We start from the raw sequence: 18,748 nt of genomic DNA, 5'->3' as shown, positions 1-18,748 counted from the left end.
AAAAATGTGTCCAGGATTCTGGGTACATATCATGTTTGTGAGTTCCTTTTTCAGTTTAACTGAAGTAGAAAAATACCATATATGGTATTTTTGTTAATCGATTTCCATGCAAGCAACGATTTGTTCTACATTGAGAATATGGGTAATCCCAGTTTCTTGCTCTAAGAAAACAAAGTGATTATTCATTTGGATAGGACTTTTAATCAATCCGTTTTTAGTAAAAGTAATCAAATTCCCAGCATTGTCATATTTTTCGAAGTGAAGAACAATCGGTGTCTTAAAATAATAACTATGGTGAATTTGTTCCACTACATCAATCAGTGGCATGATAGTTGGTTTAAAGAAAATATCTCGTTCTTCATATTCTTCTTCAGAAACGTGTAATTTGTTTAACAATGGTTTGATAAATGATGTGAATGGTGTTTTGCGTTGTTCCATTTTCGATACCTCCGAACATTTGTTTGCATACTTATTATACGAACAAATGTTCTAAAAAGCAATAGAAAAGAAAAAATTTTCAAAAAAAAGATGTGTTTCTTCCTATTTATAAAGTTTCATTTTGCCCGAGAATACTGGTAAATTATCGTTTGATACCTAGCAAAAGAAAGTTTATAATGGAAAGGAAAGCATTTTACTATTCGTGAAAACGAATGGATTGGAGGTGTCACATGAGTCAAGAGATTCTAAATTCTGTTTTAGCGATTGAATCTGAAGCGAAAGCGTTGAAGGAAAAATTCGACGAAAAGCTTTCTGAAACGAAAGCAGCAACAGATCAAAGAGTGAATGAAGCAAAATCGAATATGGAACAATCGTTAGAAGTTTACGCTAAGGAGTTGAAAGAAAAAAATCAACAAAAGAGAGTGGCTTTTGAAGCGAAAGTGAAAGAGGAAGAAAAAGCAGAAATTCATGCGTTAACAGAACGTTTCAATAATCTGAAGCAGGATTTAGTTCAGGATACTGTGAAGGAGGTGTTGAAGAGATATGGCGATAGCTAAAATGAATAAAGTCATGTTAATTGCTCCTACAGAAAAGCAAAATGACTTATTAGATGCTATTCAAGAATTACAATCTTTAGAAGTAACCTCGCTAGAACAGGCAAAAGAACTATTTACACAAAAATCCATCGTTTTGAAAGATGCTGATGAACAAGAAGTAAATACTCTTCAAAAACAGTTCGAAGGAATTAATGCAGCGATTGCTTTTGTTGAAAAAAATCAAAAGCAACCTTCAATGATTCAAAAGTTAAAAATTGCAAGAGAACAGTTTACACTCTCTGAACTTCAAGAAGAAGTTTCAAAGTGGAATACGGATGAGCTCGTTCAACATGTTGAAAATATTCGTTCTTCTTTACGCAAAAAAGAGGATGAATTAAAAGAACTGAGAGAAAAAGAAACGCTGTTACGTAAGTGGAGTGTTCTTGATTTTTATCCAAAAGATATTTTCAAACATCCTTATACGAAGACAAAGATGGGTGTCATTCCTCAAGCAGTGGATAATGTATACTTAGAAATTTTGAAGAACAGTGAATTGATTTCTGTTCATGAAGTGTATCATACGCGTGAGGAAATCGGACTTCTTGTGACCTATCCAAGAAAGGCACAATTAGAAGCCAAAACAGAACTTGCTAAAGCACATTTCAGTATTGTATGGTACGCCTTTGAGGAAGCTCCTTCTATTGAGTTAAAGAAAAATCTGGAAACGCAAAAAGCCGTTGTTGAGGCTAAAAAGAAAGTGTTAGACGACTTACAAGAAGAAAAAGATCTTCTTCGCAAGTTACAGCTTTCTGCCGAAGTTACCTATAACGAATTACAAAAAGAACAAGCCAAAAATGAATTAGTGAATGGTCAACATGTATTCGTGCTTCAAGGGTGGTTAACTACAAAAGCAGTCGATGACGTTGAAGTTCAACTCAAGGAAAAATTAGGAGAAGGCGAATATGTCTTCTTACCACTCGAGATTGCTGAAGAGGAATACGAAGAAGTGCCAACGGTTTTAGAAAACAATGCCTTCTTACAACCATTCGAAAACCTAACAGAAATGTATGGATTACCAAAATACGGAGAATTAGATCCAACTCCTTATACTGCGCCATTCTATCTTGCATTCTTCGGAATGATGGCAGCGGACTTAGGATACGGAGCACTTCTCTGGTTGGGAACATTCATCATGTTGAAGTTCTTCCATTTTGATAAAGGAATGAAACGCAACTTGAAGTTCTTCCACTTATTAAGCTACCCTGTTATGATTTGGGGGATTATATTTGGATCAGCATTTGGGGCGGATTTACCATTCCAGCCACTATCACTCTCAAATGACCTTATTACGATTATGATCTTATCGATTATCTTCGGGGTTATTCAGATTATGGTCGGCTTATCACTTGGGGCTTACTCAAATCTAAAGAAAAAAGCATATGCCGATGCCTACACGAGTCATCTTGGATGGTTAGCCATTATTACAGGTATCATTCTTTATGTATTAGGCTCAATGGTACTCAATATTTCTTGGATTGCGACAATCGGTTCATCGATTGCGATTATCGCAGCCGTTGCGATTGTAGTCGTAACTGTCCTAACGAGCGAAAACAAGTGGGGCGGTTTAGCGAGCGGTCTATATAACTTGTACGGAATTAGTGGATACGTAGCAGACGTCGTGAGTTACACGCGTTTAATGGCTCTAGCTGTATCAGGGGGAAGTATCGCAAGTGCGTTCAATATGTTGGTAGGATTCCTTCCACCAGTTGCACGTTTTACAGCAGGTATCTTCTTAATCGTAGCCTTACAAGGGTTGAATATTTTCCTTTCATTCCTTGGAGCTTACGTTCACGGCTTACGTCTACAGTTCGTTGAATTCTTTGGTAAATTCTACGACGGTGGCGGACACGCATTAAAACCGTTCAAAACATATGAAAAATACGTTGAAATGAAACAACAGAAATCAGAATAAATGGAGGAAATATAATTATGACAAACTGGTTAACATTTTTCGCTGAAAATGGTGGAGGGCAAATCTTTGCTGCTCTAGGGATGGCAATTGCCATTATCTTCTCAGGGATTGGATCATCGAAAGGGGTAGGGATTGCCGGTGAAGCAGCTGCTGCCTTAATTAAAGAACAACCTGAAAAATTCGTTCAAGCATTAATCTTACAACTATTACCTGGTACACAAGGGATCTACGGATTCATCGTTGCCTTCTTCATCATGATTAACATGTCAGCTTCAATGACTTTAGCAGCTGGTTTATACTTATTCATGGCAGCTTTACCAATCGCATTCACTGGTTTATTCTCAGGGATTGCCCAAGGTAAAGTAGCAGCAGCAGGTGTACAAATCTTAGCGAAAAAACCTGAAGAATCTACTAAAGGGATTATCTTTGCCGCAATGGTTGAAACTTACGCAATCTTAGGATTACTTGCTTCTATCTTAATTATCATTAACAAAGGTTAAGAGGAGGGGTATTCTTGAAAGATTTAGAGCAACTAAAACAACTTATTCTAGCGGATTTAGAAAAAGAATCAAAGCAGCGAATTGAGGTTGCTACTAAAGAACAAGAAGAACGTATCAATCAAATGAATGCACAATATTCGCAACAAGAAATGGCGAAGAAAACTGCATTAAAACAAGAAGCAAAATCACAATATGAAAAAGAGCAACAGACTATTTTGAACGCAAGTAAAAAAGAAGTCTTGCGCGTTAAACGTGAACTTCTTGAAAGTGTATTTGAGGACGTTCTACAAGTAATGTCTACCTGGAGCGGGGAAACATTACGTCTCTTTATCGAGTCAGCTATTCGCAAATTACCAAAACAACAACAAACAACTCTTATTTTTGGAGAGGAAACTGTTTCTCGCTTGAGTGATGACGACAAACATGCGTTAACTTCGCAATTTAATTTTTTCCACATCGATGAAGCAACTCTTCCAAAGAAAGCAGGATTTGTGTTGAAACAAGAAGGTATCGAATATAACTATTTATTCGAAGCATTAATTGAAGATTTAAAAGAAGAATATTCACCTATCTTAGCTAGAAAAGCATTCATTGGGTAAGGAGGGATGGAATGAATGATTTAGCCTATTCAGGAGTGAATACGACCGTTCGTATTCTTGAACAGCAATTACTGTCCAAGGAACAATTGAATGGGATTCTCGTATCTAAATCCTTACAACAAGCATTAGAAGCCTTGCAAAAGACAAGTTATGAGGTAGATGTACAAGAAGTTCTCGAATCAAGACAGTTCGATCCAGTCTTAGATGCCCATTTGAAGCGCAACTATGATGAGGTGTTAGAACTCATTCCGGATGCATCACTGCTTGATGTATTCTCGATTCGTTACACTTACCATAATTTAAAAGTTCTTCTGAAATCGAAGTTCTCTGGAAAAGACTTAAAGCATTTATGTGTACCGTTAGGACGTTATTCCTTCGAAACCTTAAATCAATTAGTCGAAACTCAAGATTCACTTGATGTACCAGATATTATGATTGAAGGTGTTCGTGAAGCGTATGCTGATTTTGAAAACTTTGGCCGCTTAGAAGCTGCCGATGTATTTATGGATCGCTACTATTTCAAACATCTTCGACTCATCGACCGTACTATGAATCAAGAAGTCATCCATCAAATCGTGAACATTATGATTGATTTGGAGAATATCACTATCTTAATCCGTGCTGCAAAGCAAAAACAATCACGCTCATTCTTAATTGGGGTATTGTCTAGCGAAGGTACCGTAGATAAGACATTATTAATCGACGAAGTGCTTGAAAAGGGCACAGAGGCTCTTATTGACCTATATCGACATGTTCCATACTATGACAAGATTGTGGCGATTTTAGAACAGGAACAACATCCAGTTTTTGCATTGGAATTATTAAAAGAAGAATTGATTTATCACATTCTAGAAGAAGCAACTTTTGAACCATTTGGACCACTGCCAAGTCTTGCGTATATTCATGCGTTAGAGATGGAAGTGAAAAACCTTCGTCTATTACTGGTTGGTGTGGACAATGAGTTTACTGAAGAACAATTAAGAGAAAGGATGCGACCAGTTTATGTCTCATAAAATTGCCGTAGTGGGCGACAAAGATTCCATCCTTCCTTTTAAAATTTTAGGGTTTGACGTGTATCCTTGCCATGAAGCGCAAAGTGCACGCAAGACGATTGATGAACTTGCTGGAGATCAATTTGGGATTATTTATGTAACGGAAGCTATTGCTAGTCAGATTCCGGAAACAATTCGTCGTTATGATGCAGAAATTTCACCAGCCATCATCCTTATTCCAAACCATAAAGGATCTTTAGGAATTGGAAAATCAAGAATTCAAGAAAATGTTGAAAAAGCGGTTGGACAAAACATCTTATAACCAACCAATTAAACCTAAGGGAGGTACCTCAGTGAAGATCGGAAGAATCGTAAAAGTATCAGGTCCTCTTGTGACTGCTGAAGGAATGGAAGATGCGAATATTCAAGATATTTGTCGAGTAGGACATTTAGGCCTTATCGGTGAAATCATCGAAATGCGTAAAGATATCGCATCGATTCAAGTATATGAAGAAACTTCAGGAATTGGACCAGGAGAACCCGTCGAAACAACAGGGGAAGCATTATCTGTTGAATTGGCGCCAGGGATTGTATCTCAAATGTTTGATGGGATTCAACGTCCCCTCAATAAATTTAAAGAAGTATCACAAAGTGACTTCTTAGTCCGCGGTACAAACGTGGATCCACTTGACCGTGAAAAAGAGTGGGAATTCATTCCTACACTAGCTGTGGGTCAAGAAGTAGAAGCCGGAGACATTGTCGGTTATGTACAAGAAACTAAAGTTGTACAACATAAAATCATGGTGCCTTATGGTGTTAAAGGAAAATTAACTAAAGTGGAAGCTGGAAACTTCAAGATTGAAGATACAGTGTACCAAATCGAAACAGAATCAGGTGTGCGCAATTTCAACTTAATCCAACGTTGGCCAGTACGTCGTGGGCGCCCTTATAAAGTAAAGAAAAATACGGAAGTTCCAATGTTAACAGGACAACGTGTTATCGATACTTTCTTCCCAGTAACAAAAGGGGGAGCAGCAGCTGTACCAGGACCATTCGGAGCTGGTAAAACAGTGGTGCAACACCAAATCGCAAAATGGGCAGACGTGGATATCGTGGTATACGTAGGTTGTGGAGAACGTGGAAACGAAATGACAGACGTATTGAATGAATTCCCAGAATTGATTGACCCAACAACGGGCGAATCTATCATGGAACGTACCATATTAATCGCAAACACTTCTAACATGCCTGTAGCGGCTCGTGAAGCGTCTATTTATACAGGTATCACGATTGCGGAATACTTCCGTGATATGGGATATAACGTAGCTATTATGGCGGACTCAACCTCACGTTGGGCAGAAGCGCTTCGTGAAATGTCTGGACGTCTAGAAGAAATGCCAGGGGACGAAGGTTACCCAGCATACTTAGGAAGCCGTATCGCAGAATACTACGAACGTGCAGGACGTGTTGAGACATTAGGTAGCGATGGCCGTGAAGGTACCATTACAGCAATCGGTGCCGTATCACCTCCAGGGGGAGATACTTCAGAACCTGTTACACAAAATACATTACGTGTAGCCAAAGTATTCTGGGGATTAGATGCCACATTGGCGCAAAAACGTCACTTCCCATCTATGAACTGGTTAACTTCTTACTCATTGTATGATCCAGAAGTGGGTAAATACATGGACGAAAACGTACATGCAAACTGGTCTGAATATGTGCAACATGCTATGAACACTTTACAAGAAGAAGCAAGCTTAGAAGAAATCGTTCGTTTAGTTGGTCTTGAATCATTATCTGAACGTGACCGCCTAACGATGATGACCGCTAAAATGCTTCGTGAAGACTTCTTACAACAAAATGCGTTTGACGATGTCGATACATTCACCTCTCGTGAGAAACAATATCGCATGTTAGAACTCATCTTAACATTTGAAAAAGAAGCGCGTCGTGCGATGAAACTTGGTTCATACTATGCTGAGATTATCGACGGAACAGAAGATGTGCGTGACCGTATCGCACGTTCAAAATATATTCCAGAATCTGAAATTGCTCGCTTCGATGAAATCAGAGAGCAAATTAAAACAGATATCGAAAAAACAATTCAACATGGAGGGATGACACATGCTTAAAGAGTATCGTACGATTAGTGAAGTTGTTGGCCCTTTAATGATGGTTGAACAAGTCGAAGGCGTTAAATATGATGAGTTGGTTGAAATCCAATTACAAAATGGTGAATTACGTCATGGACAAGTACTGGAAGTAAACGAAGATAAAGCAATGGTTCAAATTTTCGAAGGACCAAGCGGCATTAACATTCGTGACACAAAAGTACGTTTCCGCGGTAAACCATTATCATTAAACGTATCTGAAGACATGATTGGTCGTATTTTCGATGGGATGGGGAACGTCATGGATGACGGCCCAGAAATCCTTCCAGAAGCGACTTTAGACGTAAACGGACAAGCGATTAACCCAGTTTCTCGTGACTATCCGGATGAATTTATCCAAACAGGGATTTCTGCTATTGACCACTTGAACACTCTTGTTCGTGGTCAAAAATTACCAGTATTCTCTGGTTCAGGGCTTCCACACAAAGAGTTAGCAGCCCAAATCGCACGTCAAGCGACTGTATTAAATAGCGACGAAAAATTCGCGGTAGTATTTGCTGCAATGGGGATTACTTTCGACGAAGCAGAATACTTCATGGAAGATTTCCGTAAGACTGGGGCGATTGACCGTTCAGTCATGTTCCTAAACTTAGCGAGCGACCCAGCGATTGAACGTATTGCAACTCCAAAAATCGCATTAACAACAGCTGAGTACTTAGCCTTTGAAAAAGGAATGCATGTACTGGTTATCATGACAGACATGACCAACTATTGTGAAGCGCTTCGTGAAATTTCAGCGGCTCGTCGTGAAGTTCCAGGACGTCGTGGATATCCAGGTTACTTATATACAAACCTTTCTACTATTTACGAACGTGCAGGACGTATCGTCGGGAAACCAGGATCAGTAACGCAAATTCCAATCCTTTCAATGCCAGAAGATGATATTACTCACCCAATTCCTGACTTAACGGGATACATCACAGAAGGACAAATCATTTTGGACCGTGCTCTTGATAAACAAGGGATTCAACCTCCAATTAATGTATTACCTTCATTATCTCGTCTAAAAGATAAAGGTTCAGGTGAAGGAAAAACTCGTAAGGACCACGCACCAACGATGAACCAATTGTTCGCGGCTTATGCGACTGGTAAACAAGCTAAAGAACTTGCGGTGGTCTTAGGAGAATCTGCATTATCGAAAACCGATAAGAAATATGTAGAGTTCACAGAACGCTTTGAACGTGAATATGTTGGACAAGGTTTCTACACGAACCGTTCAATCCAAGAAACACTTGATTTAGGATGGGAGTTACTATCCATCTTACCACGTACGGAATTGAAACGGATTAAGGATGAGTTATTAGATGAATACCTTCCGGAAGGGGAGTGATTCCTTTGACACGATTGAATGTCAAACCAACCCGAATGGAATTGACGAAATTAAAGCATCGTCTTGTCGTGTCAAAAAGGGGGCATAAACTCCTGAAGGATAAACAAGATGAGTTAATGCGTCAGTTCATCGAATTAATTCGAAAAAATAATGCGTTACGTGAGGCGGTTGAAACTCGTCTCGTAGAAGGAATGAAGAGCTTCGTTCTTGCAAAGGCAACATTAGAAGAAGCTTTCATAGAAGAGCTTGTGGCGATTCCACCCCAAAGCGTATCCTTAGATCTTCAAGAAAAGAACATTATGAGTGTATATGTTCCAGAAATGAATTTCACTGTGAAAGATGAAAATGAGGAAAGTGACTTCAAATATGGTTACTTAAACTCAAACAGTGAGATTGATGATTCTGTAGAGCAAATCTCAGATGTGTTAAATGATCTACTAGAGTTGACAGAGATTGAAAAAACTTGCCAACTTCTTGCAGATGAAATCGAAAAAACAAGACGTCGTGTAAATGCCCTTGAATATCGATTGATTCCTCAATTAGAAGAAACGATTTACTTTATTGAAATGAAACTTGAAGAAAATGAGCGCGCAAGCATTACCCGTATTATGAAAGTCAAAGATATGGGACAAAAATAAAATGAGGTCCTTAGCACTATTTGTGCTAAGGACTTTTTTGCATTTAATTATTGTTAAATAATAAACAAAATGGAAGCGGTTTAAAAAAGAGCAAAAAAGTATAAGTAAAGAGCAAGAACGTTCATGTGCCAAGATTATTAAAATGCTAAAATTATTTATGGAAACGTTTTTATAATATTAAGGAGGGGTATTATGTATAAACATAAAAATATGGAGAAGAGACAGCGCTTCTCTATAAGAAAGCTCACGGTCGGAACTTGTTCTGTGATTATTGGGGCTTTCTTTTTTGGCACACTTCAACCTGTTTCTGCTACTGAAGTAGCTGGAACAGAAGTCGTTGCAACTGCAACTGAAAATGCGCCAAATCATGAAGCTGTACAAAATACTGAGGAGAAATCAGGGGAAGCGGTATCTGAAGTAACAGCAGCAGACACGCAGACACCTAAGAATAGCTCCGAAGAAAAACCGGTTACGGAAGCTTCTGCTAAGGAAGGTACTGAAGCAACTTCTCAAGGAGGAACTGGAGAAGTAACCAATAAAGAAGAAAAAGCTACTGAAGCAACAGCAACTGAACATGTTGAAACGGGTAAAACTGAAACAGGTGCTAAAGCTGAGGAAGCAAAAGAAAAAGAAGATAAAACAGTAGAGAAAAAATCTGAAGAAGAAAAAGCTGCAACAGCTGCTACTGGAGAAAATAGAGAAGCAACTGAAAAAACAGCTCCAACGAAAGAATGGGATTCTTCTAGTAGAGTAAAAGGGAAAGTAGAGGTTGTTGAAGAAGGTGGCGTTCGTTACAATAAATTAACTTCAACATCATCTAATGACAACGGAGCTAATGAAGCTTTATTCGAAAAACAAGGCTTACAAGCAGATGAAGAAGGAAATGTCAACATTGATTTAACCTTTAAAGCCAATACGGCACCTGCTGAAACTCGATTTGGTGTCTATCTAAAGTATAAAGATAATGACAACAACATCTTTGTAGGATACGACAAAGGTGGTTGGTTCTGGCAATACAAAGGACCAGGTGTAAACACTTGGTATAGCAAGACTCGTGTAGAAGCGCCTGCTATTGGTGAAGAAAATCATCTTTCTATTGTTTATAAAAAAGATGGTCAATTAAACGCAACGAATAATGGACAAAACTTATTTAGTACTGAGGTTGTCCCAGAGGCAGTGAAAAATGCTTTAGCGGGTATCAAAAAAGTTTACTTAAAAGCAGGTACTTGGGGATCAGAATTAACTTCAGTATCGATTAAAGCAGATAACCAAGAAAATGTAAGACAAGATAATGAACCAAATAATCCAGTGGATGATGGTCTTGCTAGAAACGACCAAGATGTTCATTATGAAACGCTACAATCTGAAACATTAAAAGCGATTATTGATACTGCGTTTCCACGTGTGAAAGAATATGAATTAGATGGTAAGACATTAACAGGTCAAGTTCAAAAAATTGATAAAATGTCTATCAATGGCGTTTTAGTAAAACCAGAAGTTCAATATCGTAAAATTGACGATAAAACAGCTGAGTATGTGATGACAGTAAGAAATGATGATGAATTCATCAATGCTGAGATTACTGTTAAATTACAATTAGTTGGAAACGAAATGCATTTTGACGTTACTAAAGTAGTCAATAAAAATAACGTTGAAATGGGCAAACCGGTAGACAATGTTCGTAAACTTATTCAAACCATTGAATTCCCTGGAAATACACTTGTATCAGTAGGCTCTAACAAACAAAATGCCAAATTTGACGGGGCTCAAATGTCTACGAACACTCATAGATCTGGAGATTACCATTTAGATTTACACTCTGGAAAAATGAATGAGTATACTTATGGATTTATGTATGGTTTTGTTTCCTCAAATGAATTGTCAGCATCTGTTTGGAGTAACTCACAATTCACTTATCAAGGAAATGACTTTGCACGTCTGACTACTGCATTACAAAGAGTAGAAGGTGTGAACTACTTAGGAATTCAAAGCTCACCATATTGGTATCAACGCGCTTATAAGAATTTGGTATACCCTGAATACACTTTAGAATTACCAAGTTCAAAAGTTGTCATTACAAAAGACTTAAATAAAGATAATGTCGTGGACTGGCAAGATGGTGCGATTGCATATCGTAATATCATGAACAATCCAAAAGGAGCAGAATCTGTTCCAGATTTAGTCGCTTATCGTATTGCGATGAACTTCGCTTCTCAAGCGCAAAACCCATTCTTAATGACTTTAGATGGTATTAAGAAGATTAACTTACACACAGATGGTTTAGGTCAATCAATCCTTCTTAAAGGATATGGTAGTGAAGGTCACGACTCAGGTCACTTAAACTATGCAGATATCGGTAAGAGAATTGGTGGAGTTGAAGACTTCAAGAAACTGTTAGCAAAAGCAAAAGAATACGGTGCAAAAATCGGTATTCACGTGAATGCTTCTGAAACATATCCAGAGTCTAAATACTTTAGTGAAGCAATTCTTCGTAAGAATCCAGACGGAACTTACATGTATGGTTGGAACTGGTTAGACCAAGGGATTAATATTGATGCTAGCTATGACTTAGCTCACAACCGTCTCCAACGTTGGAAAGAATTGAAGGAAAAATTAGGAGAAGGACTTGATTTCATTTATCTAGACGTATGGGGAAATGGACAATCAGGAGATAACTCTGCTTGGCCAACTCATATCATCTCTAAAGAAATTAATTCTCAAGGTTGGAGAATGACAATTGAGTGGGGTTATGGTGCGGAATATGATTCAACATTCCAACACTGGGCAGCTGACTTAACTTACGGTGGATATACACTGAAAGGAATCAACTCAAATATCACTCGATTCATCCGTAACCATCAAAAAGACTCATGGGTAGGCGACTATCCAAGCTATGGTGGGGCTGCAAACTATCCATTACTTGGTGGATATAACATGAAAGACTTCGAAGGATGGCAAGGTCGAAGCGACTACGAAGGATATATTCGTAACCTCTTCGAAAATAACATTATGACGAAGTATTTCCAACACTACAAAGTATCTAAATGGATTAATGGAAACCCAGTTGCAATGAGCGACAATGGTCAAAATTATAAGTGGACACCAGAAATGGAAGTACATTTAACAAATGACAAAGGGGACGAAGTGAAAATTGTTCGTCAATCTAATGATCCAAATAGTCCAGATTACCGTAAACGTGTGACGACTTTAAATGGCCGTGTCATCGAAAATGGTGGTAGCTATTTAGTTCCATGGAACTGGGATGAAAATGGTAAACCTTTAACAGGTGACAAAGAAAAAATGTACTTCTATACAAACACAACAGGAACAACAGAATGGACACTTCCTGAAGATTGGACTGGAGATAAAGTATACCTCTATCGTTTAACAGCCCAAGGAAAACAAGATGTTGTTGAATTAACAGTGGGCGCAGATCGTAAGGTTCAAATTACAGGGGACGCATACCAACCATATGTACTTTATAAAGCTCCTCAAGGCAAAAAGACAATGGTATGGAGTGAAGGATTACACATCTACGACCAAGGTTTCAACAGTGGAACATTAGATCATTGGGAAAAAACAGGAGATGCAGAACATGCAGAAATTGTGAAATCTCAAGGAGCAAACGAAATGCTTCGTATTCAAGGAAACAAACAAAGAGTAACCTTGAAACAACGATTAACTGATTTGAAACCAAATACGAAATATGCAGTTTATGTAGGGGTAGATAACCGTAGTGATGCTCGTGCAGATATTACAGTTCGCGTTGGCGATAAAGTAATTTCAAATTACACGAATAAATCAATTGCGAAAAACTATGTTCAAGCACATGCTCATAACACATTGAAAAAGAATGCAACAATCGATAATACAAGTTACTTCCAAAATATGTATGTATACTTTACTACAGGGGATGATGTTTCTAACGTAACATTAGAACTTGGTCGTGATGCTGATGAAAAAGCAACTTACTTCGATGAAATTCGTGTGTTTGAAAATAAATCAGTCATGTATGGTGATAACCACGATACAGGTTCTGGTAAATTCAAACAAAACTTTGAAGAGGTGCCTCAAGGAATCTTCCCATTTGTAGTTGGGGATGTAGAAGGGGTTCAAGATAACCGAACTCACTTATCTGAAAAACATGAACCATATACTCAACGTGGATGGAATGGTAAGAAAGTCAACGACGTAATTGAAGGGGATTGGTCATTGAAGACAAATGGTTTATCAGGATATGATAAACTTGTTTACCAAACAATTCCTCAAAACTTCCGCTTTGAAGAAGGTAAAACTTATAAAGTAACATTCGATTACGAAGCAGGATCTAATGGAGCATACTCATTCGTAATTGGTAATGGAGAAAATAGTCGTCGTAGTAAATTAACAAAATACGATTTAGAAAATACTTGGGAAAAATCTTCAAAACCTAAGAGAGTAAGCTTCTACGTAACAGGTGAAAAAGGTGGAAACACTTGGGTTGGTATTTACTCAAATGCTCGTGGTGCCGATACAAAAGGTGACACAAATAATAACGAAATCAACTTCAAAGGTTATAAAGACTTCATGATGGATAACCTAGAAATTGAAGAAATTAAGTTAACTGGTAAGATGATTGTTGATGATGCATTTGAAAAGAACACACCAGTCGTTAACGGAAATTACAAATCTGAATCTCTAAATGCTTATAAAGATGCAGTTGCTGCTCTATTAGAAGCTGAAGATGATATTAGTATTGAAGATGCAAAAGCTTTAGTACAAAGAGTGCAAGAAGCAAAAGAAGCCCTTCAAGAAAAACGTACAAGTCCTACTTGGGATGATATTGCCGACGGAGGAATTGAAGCTCCTTATGAAAATGTAGATAATCCTTACTATGCATTTGATAACAATCCAAATACATTGTGGCATACACCATATGGAGTGGATAGCTTAGGACAATCACTTAAAGTAACATTTAAGACTCCACTTGAATCAACTCGCTTTGAATATGTACCAAGACAATCTGGTGCAAATGGACGAGTGATGAGCGGAAGTTTAACAGTCATTGACGAAAATGACAAAGAACATCACTTTAGCTTCCAAGGTTGGAGAAATGATGCTAAGACGAAAGTTGTTAACTTTGGTGCTCCAATTAAAGTGAAGAAAGCCATCTTTACTGGTAATGAAACTTATGGGGACTATGGACATATTTCTGCTGCAGAATTACGTTTTGTATTACCAGTGGAAGCTGATACTCCAGTAGATGAGTCAGCGCTTAAAGCAGAAATCGATCGAGTAAGTAAAATTGACCGTAAAGAAGTGAAAGAATACTTAGCTGGTCTTATTGCTTATAAAGAAGGACTTGCTGAACAAAATCTATTGACACCAAATGCGGTTCAACGATTAGTGGAAGAGTTGAAAGAAGTGAAGGAAACGGAAGAACCTCAACCAAATCCGGACCCAGAGAAGCCAACTCCAGATCCAGAGAAACCAACTCCAGATCCAGAGAAACCAACTCCAAATCAACCAAACATCGAATTACCTCTATACGAAACAGAAGGTGTGAAGGTAACGATTGATAAGAAGACAGGTATTGCGAGATTTGAAGACGAAAATGGAGATACTCCAGTAGTTGTTGAAGTTCCAACTAAATACTTGGATAAGAAGATTAAGATGCTTAAGGTTGAAAAAGTAAGTGGAACGATTAAGAGCCTTGACGGAAAAGAATACCAAGCTTATGAAATTACTTTTGCGGCAAAAGATGGAAGTGCTGTAGCGGTAAATGGAGAAGCAAAAGTTACTTTCCCAGTAGATAAAGAAGTGGATAATGCATACTTTGTAACTGATGATAGAGAAACTGCTAGCCCAATTAAATTTACTAAAGGGGAAGGCAATTCTGTAACATTACATGTAGGTCACTTTAGTTTATATGCAGTAACATTTAAAACTGCATCGCCTGCTACACCAAGTAATCCAGTAGTTCCTTCTAATCCTTCAACACCAAGCAATCCTACAGCACCGGTGAATCCATCAACTCCAGATAATTCTTCTACTCAAGTAGATTCTGGTACTCAAGCAAATCGTGGTGGTGTGGTTGCTGCAGCAAACGAAGGTGGTAAAACACCTGCAGCTCCTGCTCAACAAGCAAGTGCTAAATCTGAAAAAGAAGCTTTACCAAATACAGGTATTGAGGATGCAACTCCAGGTCTAGTAGGAGCAATCCTAGCTTCACTCGGTGGATTAGGATTAATCTTTACGAAAAAAGGTAAAAAAAGAGAATAGGAAAGAAACAATCATTGCCTATAAGGGCCCACCTAACCAGCCCTTATAATCATGAAAAATAGTCTGCCCTCAAACCGGTTCACAATATGAGCCGGTTTTCTCCTTTTAAAAAAGTAAAAGGTTGCAAAATATTTTGAAATAGCGTAAAATTTATCTGTTCAATGAAGAGAACAACTTGTGTAAATATACTTTTTAGAGAGCCGATTGTAGGTGGAAGGTTGGCAGTCCCTGTTTATAGCAAGAATCATCTCTTGGAAACTTTTCTGAAATACATGATAGATTAAGAAGGGTCGCTTAAATGGCGTTAACAATTTACCTAGGCAAATGAATATCATTTGTAAATATGGGTGGTACCGCGGAATTGATTTCGCCCCTGCTGTTTGCAGGGGCTTTTTTATATTTTGCGGAACAATGATTGTAAAAGAAGTCTAATTAAGGAGGAAAATTGATGAAAATGAAGGAAACCTTACAAATTGGGAAAACAGAATTTCCAATGCGTGGGAACTTACCAACAAAAGAAGTAGAGTATCAAAAAGAATGGGAAGAAGCCGATGTATACGGACAGCGTCAAGCAAAGAATGAAGGGAAACCATCATTCGTTCTTCATGATGGACCACCATATGCTAATGGTGCACTTCATATGGGACATGCCTTAAACAAAATTTCGAAGGACTTTATTGTTCGTAGTAAATCAATGAGCGGATTCCGTGCGCCGTATGTTCCAGGATGGGATACACATGGACTTCCAATCGAGCAAGCTCTTGCGAATGCTGAAGGGGTTGACCGTAAAAAATTATCGATTGCTGAATTCCGTAAATTATGTGCGGAATACGCATTACGTCAAGTGGATAACCAACGTGCTGAATTTAAACGTTTAGGAGTTACTGGTACATGGGATAATCCGTACCTAACGCTTCAACCAGAATTCGAAGCAGAACAAATCCGCGTATTTGGTAAAATGGCTGAAAATGGCTATATTTACAAAGGATTAAAACCAATTTACTGGTCTCCATCAAGTGAATCTTCACTGGCGGAAGCTGAAATTGAATATAAAGACGTAGAAAGCCCATCTATTTATGTGGCGTTCAAAGTGAAAGACGGAAAAGGTGTTGTATCTGATGATGCATCATTCGTTATTTGGACAACAACTCCTTGGACACTTCCAGCAAACTTAGGGATCTTCGTACATCCTGACTATGTATACGCAGAAGTGAAAACTGAAAAAGGAAACTTCATTGTTGCTAAGGAATTAGTGAACTCACTTGCTGAAACTCTAGGTTGGGAAACTGCTGAAATCGTTAAAGAATTTCCAGGAACAGCTTTAGAGTATGCAACTGCATGGCATCCATTCTACGAACGTGAATCACTTGTAATGAATGGTGACTACGTAACGCTTGATGCGGGTACTGGTTTAGTTCATACGGCTCCTGGACACGGGGAAGACGACTTCTACTACTCACGTAAATATAACTTAGATGTATTATCACCAATCGATAATCAAGGTCATTTCACTTCAGAAGCTCCTGGTTTTGAAGGAATGTTTTATGCCAAAGCTAACAAAGTGATTACAGACTTATTAACTGAAAAAGGTGCATTATTACACTTAAGCTACTTCGTGCATAGTTACCCACATGACTGGAGAACGAAGAAACCAGTAATCTTCCGTGCAACTCCACAATGGTTTGCGTCAATCGATGCTTTCCGTCAAGATATTTTAGATGTGATTGAAAATGATGTGAAATGGTACCACCCATCAGGTCAAGTACGTATTTACAACATGGTTCGTGACCGTGGCGACTGGGTAATCTCTCGTCAACGTGTATGGGGTGTTCCACTTCCTGTATTCTACGCTGAAAACGGAGAACCAATCATCACTCCAGAAACAATCGAACACGTTGCTAAACTAGTAGGAGAATTCGGTTCTGATGTATGGTTCGAACGTGAAGCAAAAGACTTATTACCAGAAGGATTCACACATCCAAGCAGTCCAAATGGAACATTTACAAAAGAAATGGACATCATGGACGTATGGTTCGACTCAGGTAGCTCACATGCTGGCGTATTAAGCGTTCGTCCAGAATTAACATTCCCAGCTGATTTATACTTAGAAGGATCAGACCAATACCGTGGATGGTTCAACTCAAGTTTAACAACAAGTGTAGCGGTTCATAAACAAGCGCCTTATAAAGCGGTTCTTTCTCAAGGGTTCGTAATGGACGGAGAAGGTAAGAAGATGAGTAAATCTCTAGGAAACGTCATCTCACCTGCAAAAGAAATGCAAACAAAAGGGGCAGACATTATTCGTCTATGGGTATCTTCTGTGGACTATGAATCAGACGTTCGTATCAGTACTGAAATCTTAAACCAAGTCTCTGAAGCATACCGTAAGATCCGTAACACAATGCGCTTTATGTTAGCGAACACTACAGACTTCGAACCAACTAAACATGCCGTAGCGTTTAAAGACCTACGAAGTGTTGACCAATACATGATGATTCGTTTCAATGATGTTGTGAAAACTATTGAAGAAGCGTATGAAAACTACGAGTTCTCAACAATCTACCAAACAGTGATGAACTTCTGTACCGTTGATTTATCACAATTCTACTTAGACTTTGCAAAAGACGTTGTGTATATCGAACATGCAGATAACTACGAACGTCGTGCAATGCAAACAGTCATCTACGATATTTTAGTGAAATTAACGAAATTACTAAGTCCAATCTTAGTTCATACGAGTGAAGAAGTTTGGAAATACTTGAAGGAAGAAGAAGCTTATGTTCAATTAGCTGATTTCCCAGCAGTTGAAAATTACGAAAACAAAGAAGAAGTATTAGCACAATGGGCTGAATTCTTCAAAGTTCGTAACACTGCATTGAAAGCTTTAGAAGAAGCTCGTAACGAGAAATTAATCGGTAAGAACTTCGAGGCAAAAGTAACGCTTTACCCATCTAATGAAGTTCGTGCTTTATTAGAAGCCTTAAACACCAATGTCGCTCAATTATTCATCGTTAGTGAATTAGAAGTCGTTCCAGAAGGCGTTGAAGCTCCTGCGAATGCGGTTGAAGGCGAAGGCGTGAAAGTCGTTGTTGAACATGCCAAAGGTGAAACTTGTGAACGTTGCCGTGCTGTGAAGATTGAAGTAGGAAAATTAGAAGATGCGCCAACTTTATGTCATCGTTGTGCAGCAATTGTACGTGAACACTTCCCTGAAGCGTTGGTTCCAGAAGCAGAATAGTAAAATTTTAACTGAGCCTGAGAAATTCGGCTCAGTTTTTTTTGAATAAAAATCATATAAAAATCGGCCT

11 protein-coding genes and 1 pseudogene are annotated in these 18,748 nt (G+C 38.4%); 11 read left to right on the top strand and 1 reads right to left on the bottom strand.

Going from position 1 to position 18,748, the window contains the following annotated elements; all coding sequences use genetic code 11:
* Positions 1 to 93: 93 nt before the first annotated feature.
* The gene (locus HMPREF3103_RS00885; RefSeq protein WP_005605005.1) at positions 94 to 438 is read right to left on the bottom strand and encodes a hypothetical protein; all 345 of its coding nucleotides are present in this window, start codon (positions 436 to 438) and stop codon (positions 94 to 96) included.
* Positions 439 to 668: 230 nt separating this feature from the next.
* Here HMPREF3103_RS00885 and HMPREF3103_RS00880 point away from each other — a divergent pair, with 230 nt between their 5' ends.
* From HMPREF3103_RS00880 to ileS, 11 genes and pseudogenes are all read left to right on the top strand, one after another.
* Entirely contained in the window at positions 669 to 995 is a 327-nt protein-coding gene (locus HMPREF3103_RS00880; protein ID WP_005605006.1) for a hypothetical protein, read from the top strand.
* The gene (locus tag HMPREF3103_RS00875; RefSeq protein WP_070436867.1) at positions 982 to 2,946 is read left to right on the top strand and encodes a V-type ATP synthase subunit I; all 1,965 of its coding nucleotides are present in this window, start codon (positions 982 to 984) and stop codon (positions 2,944 to 2,946) included. The genes HMPREF3103_RS00880 and HMPREF3103_RS00875 overlap by 14 nt, the downstream gene beginning before the upstream one ends.
* A 17-nt stretch (positions 2,947 to 2,963) precedes the next feature.
* Positions 2,964 to 3,446 carry a V-type ATP synthase subunit K gene (locus HMPREF3103_RS00870; RefSeq protein WP_005605008.1) on the top strand — a complete coding sequence of 161 codons (483 nt, stop codon included), beginning with the start codon at positions 2,964 to 2,966 and terminating at the stop codon, positions 3,444 to 3,446.
* 14 nt (positions 3,447 to 3,460) lie between these two features.
* Entirely contained in the window at positions 3,461 to 4,045 is a 585-nt protein-coding gene (locus HMPREF3103_RS00865) for a hypothetical protein (RefSeq protein WP_070436865.1), read from the top strand.
* 11 nt (positions 4,046 to 4,056) lie between these two features.
* Positions 4,057 to 5,058, top strand: coding sequence for a V-type ATPase subunit (locus tag HMPREF3103_RS00860; protein ID WP_070436863.1), 1,002 nt, complete (start codon positions 4,057 to 4,059; stop codon positions 5,056 to 5,058).
* Positions 5,048 to 5,359, top strand: a complete 312-nt coding sequence (locus HMPREF3103_RS00855) for a V-type ATP synthase subunit F (protein ID WP_070436861.1) — start codon at positions 5,048 to 5,050, stop codon at positions 5,357 to 5,359. Before HMPREF3103_RS00860 ends, HMPREF3103_RS00855 begins: the two co-directional genes overlap by 11 nt.
* Positions 5,360 to 5,390: 31 nt before the next feature.
* The gene (locus tag HMPREF3103_RS00850; RefSeq protein ID WP_070436859.1) at positions 5,391 to 7,172 is read left to right on the top strand and encodes a V-type ATP synthase subunit A; all 1,782 of its coding nucleotides are present in this window, start codon (positions 5,391 to 5,393) and stop codon (positions 7,170 to 7,172) included.
* Positions 7,165 to 8,541, top strand: coding sequence for a V-type ATP synthase subunit B (locus tag HMPREF3103_RS00845; protein ID WP_005605013.1), 1,377 nt, complete (start codon positions 7,165 to 7,167; stop codon positions 8,539 to 8,541). The genes HMPREF3103_RS00850 and HMPREF3103_RS00845 overlap by 8 nt, the downstream gene beginning before the upstream one ends.
* 5 nt (positions 8,542 to 8,546) lie before the next feature.
* Positions 8,547 to 9,179, top strand: coding sequence for a V-type ATP synthase subunit D (locus tag HMPREF3103_RS00840; protein WP_083278681.1), 633 nt, complete (start codon positions 8,547 to 8,549; stop codon positions 9,177 to 9,179).
* 216 nt (positions 9,180 to 9,395) lie between these two features.
* Positions 9,396 to 15,419: pseudogene (locus tag HMPREF3103_RS00835) on the top strand (SpGH101 family endo-alpha-N-acetylgalactosaminidase); the annotation flags it as partial.
* 469 nt (positions 15,420 to 15,888) lie between these two features.
* Positions 15,889 to 18,678 (top strand): isoleucine--tRNA ligase, encoded by a 2,790-nt coding sequence (gene ileS / locus HMPREF3103_RS00830; RefSeq protein WP_070436855.1) that lies wholly within the window; start codon positions 15,889 to 15,891, stop codon positions 18,676 to 18,678.
* Positions 18,679 to 18,748 lie beyond the last annotated feature (70 nt).

Origin of the sequence: Granulicatella sp. HMSC30F09, assembly GCF_001806915.1 — a bacterium.
Taxonomy (GTDB): Bacteria; Bacillota; Bacilli; order Lactobacillales; family Aerococcaceae; genus Granulicatella; species Granulicatella adiacens.
This window is presented reverse-complemented; position numbering and strand designations above follow the sequence as displayed.

Excerpts from the sequence above, each read along its gene's own strand:
- HMPREF3103_RS00885 (WP_005605005.1), bottom strand. The coding sequence starts at position 438 with ATGGAACAACGCAAAACACCATTCACATCATTTATCAAACCATTGTTA.
- HMPREF3103_RS00880 (WP_005605006.1), top strand. The coding sequence starts at position 669 with ATGAGTCAAGAGATTCTAAATTCTGTTTTAGCGATTGAATCTGAAGCG.
- HMPREF3103_RS00875 (WP_070436867.1), top strand. The coding sequence starts at position 982 with ATGGCGATAGCTAAAATGAATAAAGTCATGTTAATTGCTCCTACAGAA.
- HMPREF3103_RS00870 (WP_005605008.1), top strand. The coding sequence starts at position 2,964 with ATGACAAACTGGTTAACATTTTTCGCTGAAAATGGTGGAGGGCAAATC.
- HMPREF3103_RS00860 (WP_070436863.1), top strand. The coding sequence starts at position 4,057 with ATGAATGATTTAGCCTATTCAGGAGTGAATACGACCGTTCGTATTCTT.
- HMPREF3103_RS00855 (WP_070436861.1), top strand. The coding sequence starts at position 5,048 with ATGTCTCATAAAATTGCCGTAGTGGGCGACAAAGATTCCATCCTTCCT.
- HMPREF3103_RS00845 (WP_005605013.1), top strand. The coding sequence starts at position 7,165 with ATGCTTAAAGAGTATCGTACGATTAGTGAAGTTGTTGGCCCTTTAATG.
- ileS (WP_070436855.1), top strand. The coding sequence starts at position 15,889 with ATGAAAATGAAGGAAACCTTACAAATTGGGAAAACAGAATTTCCAATG.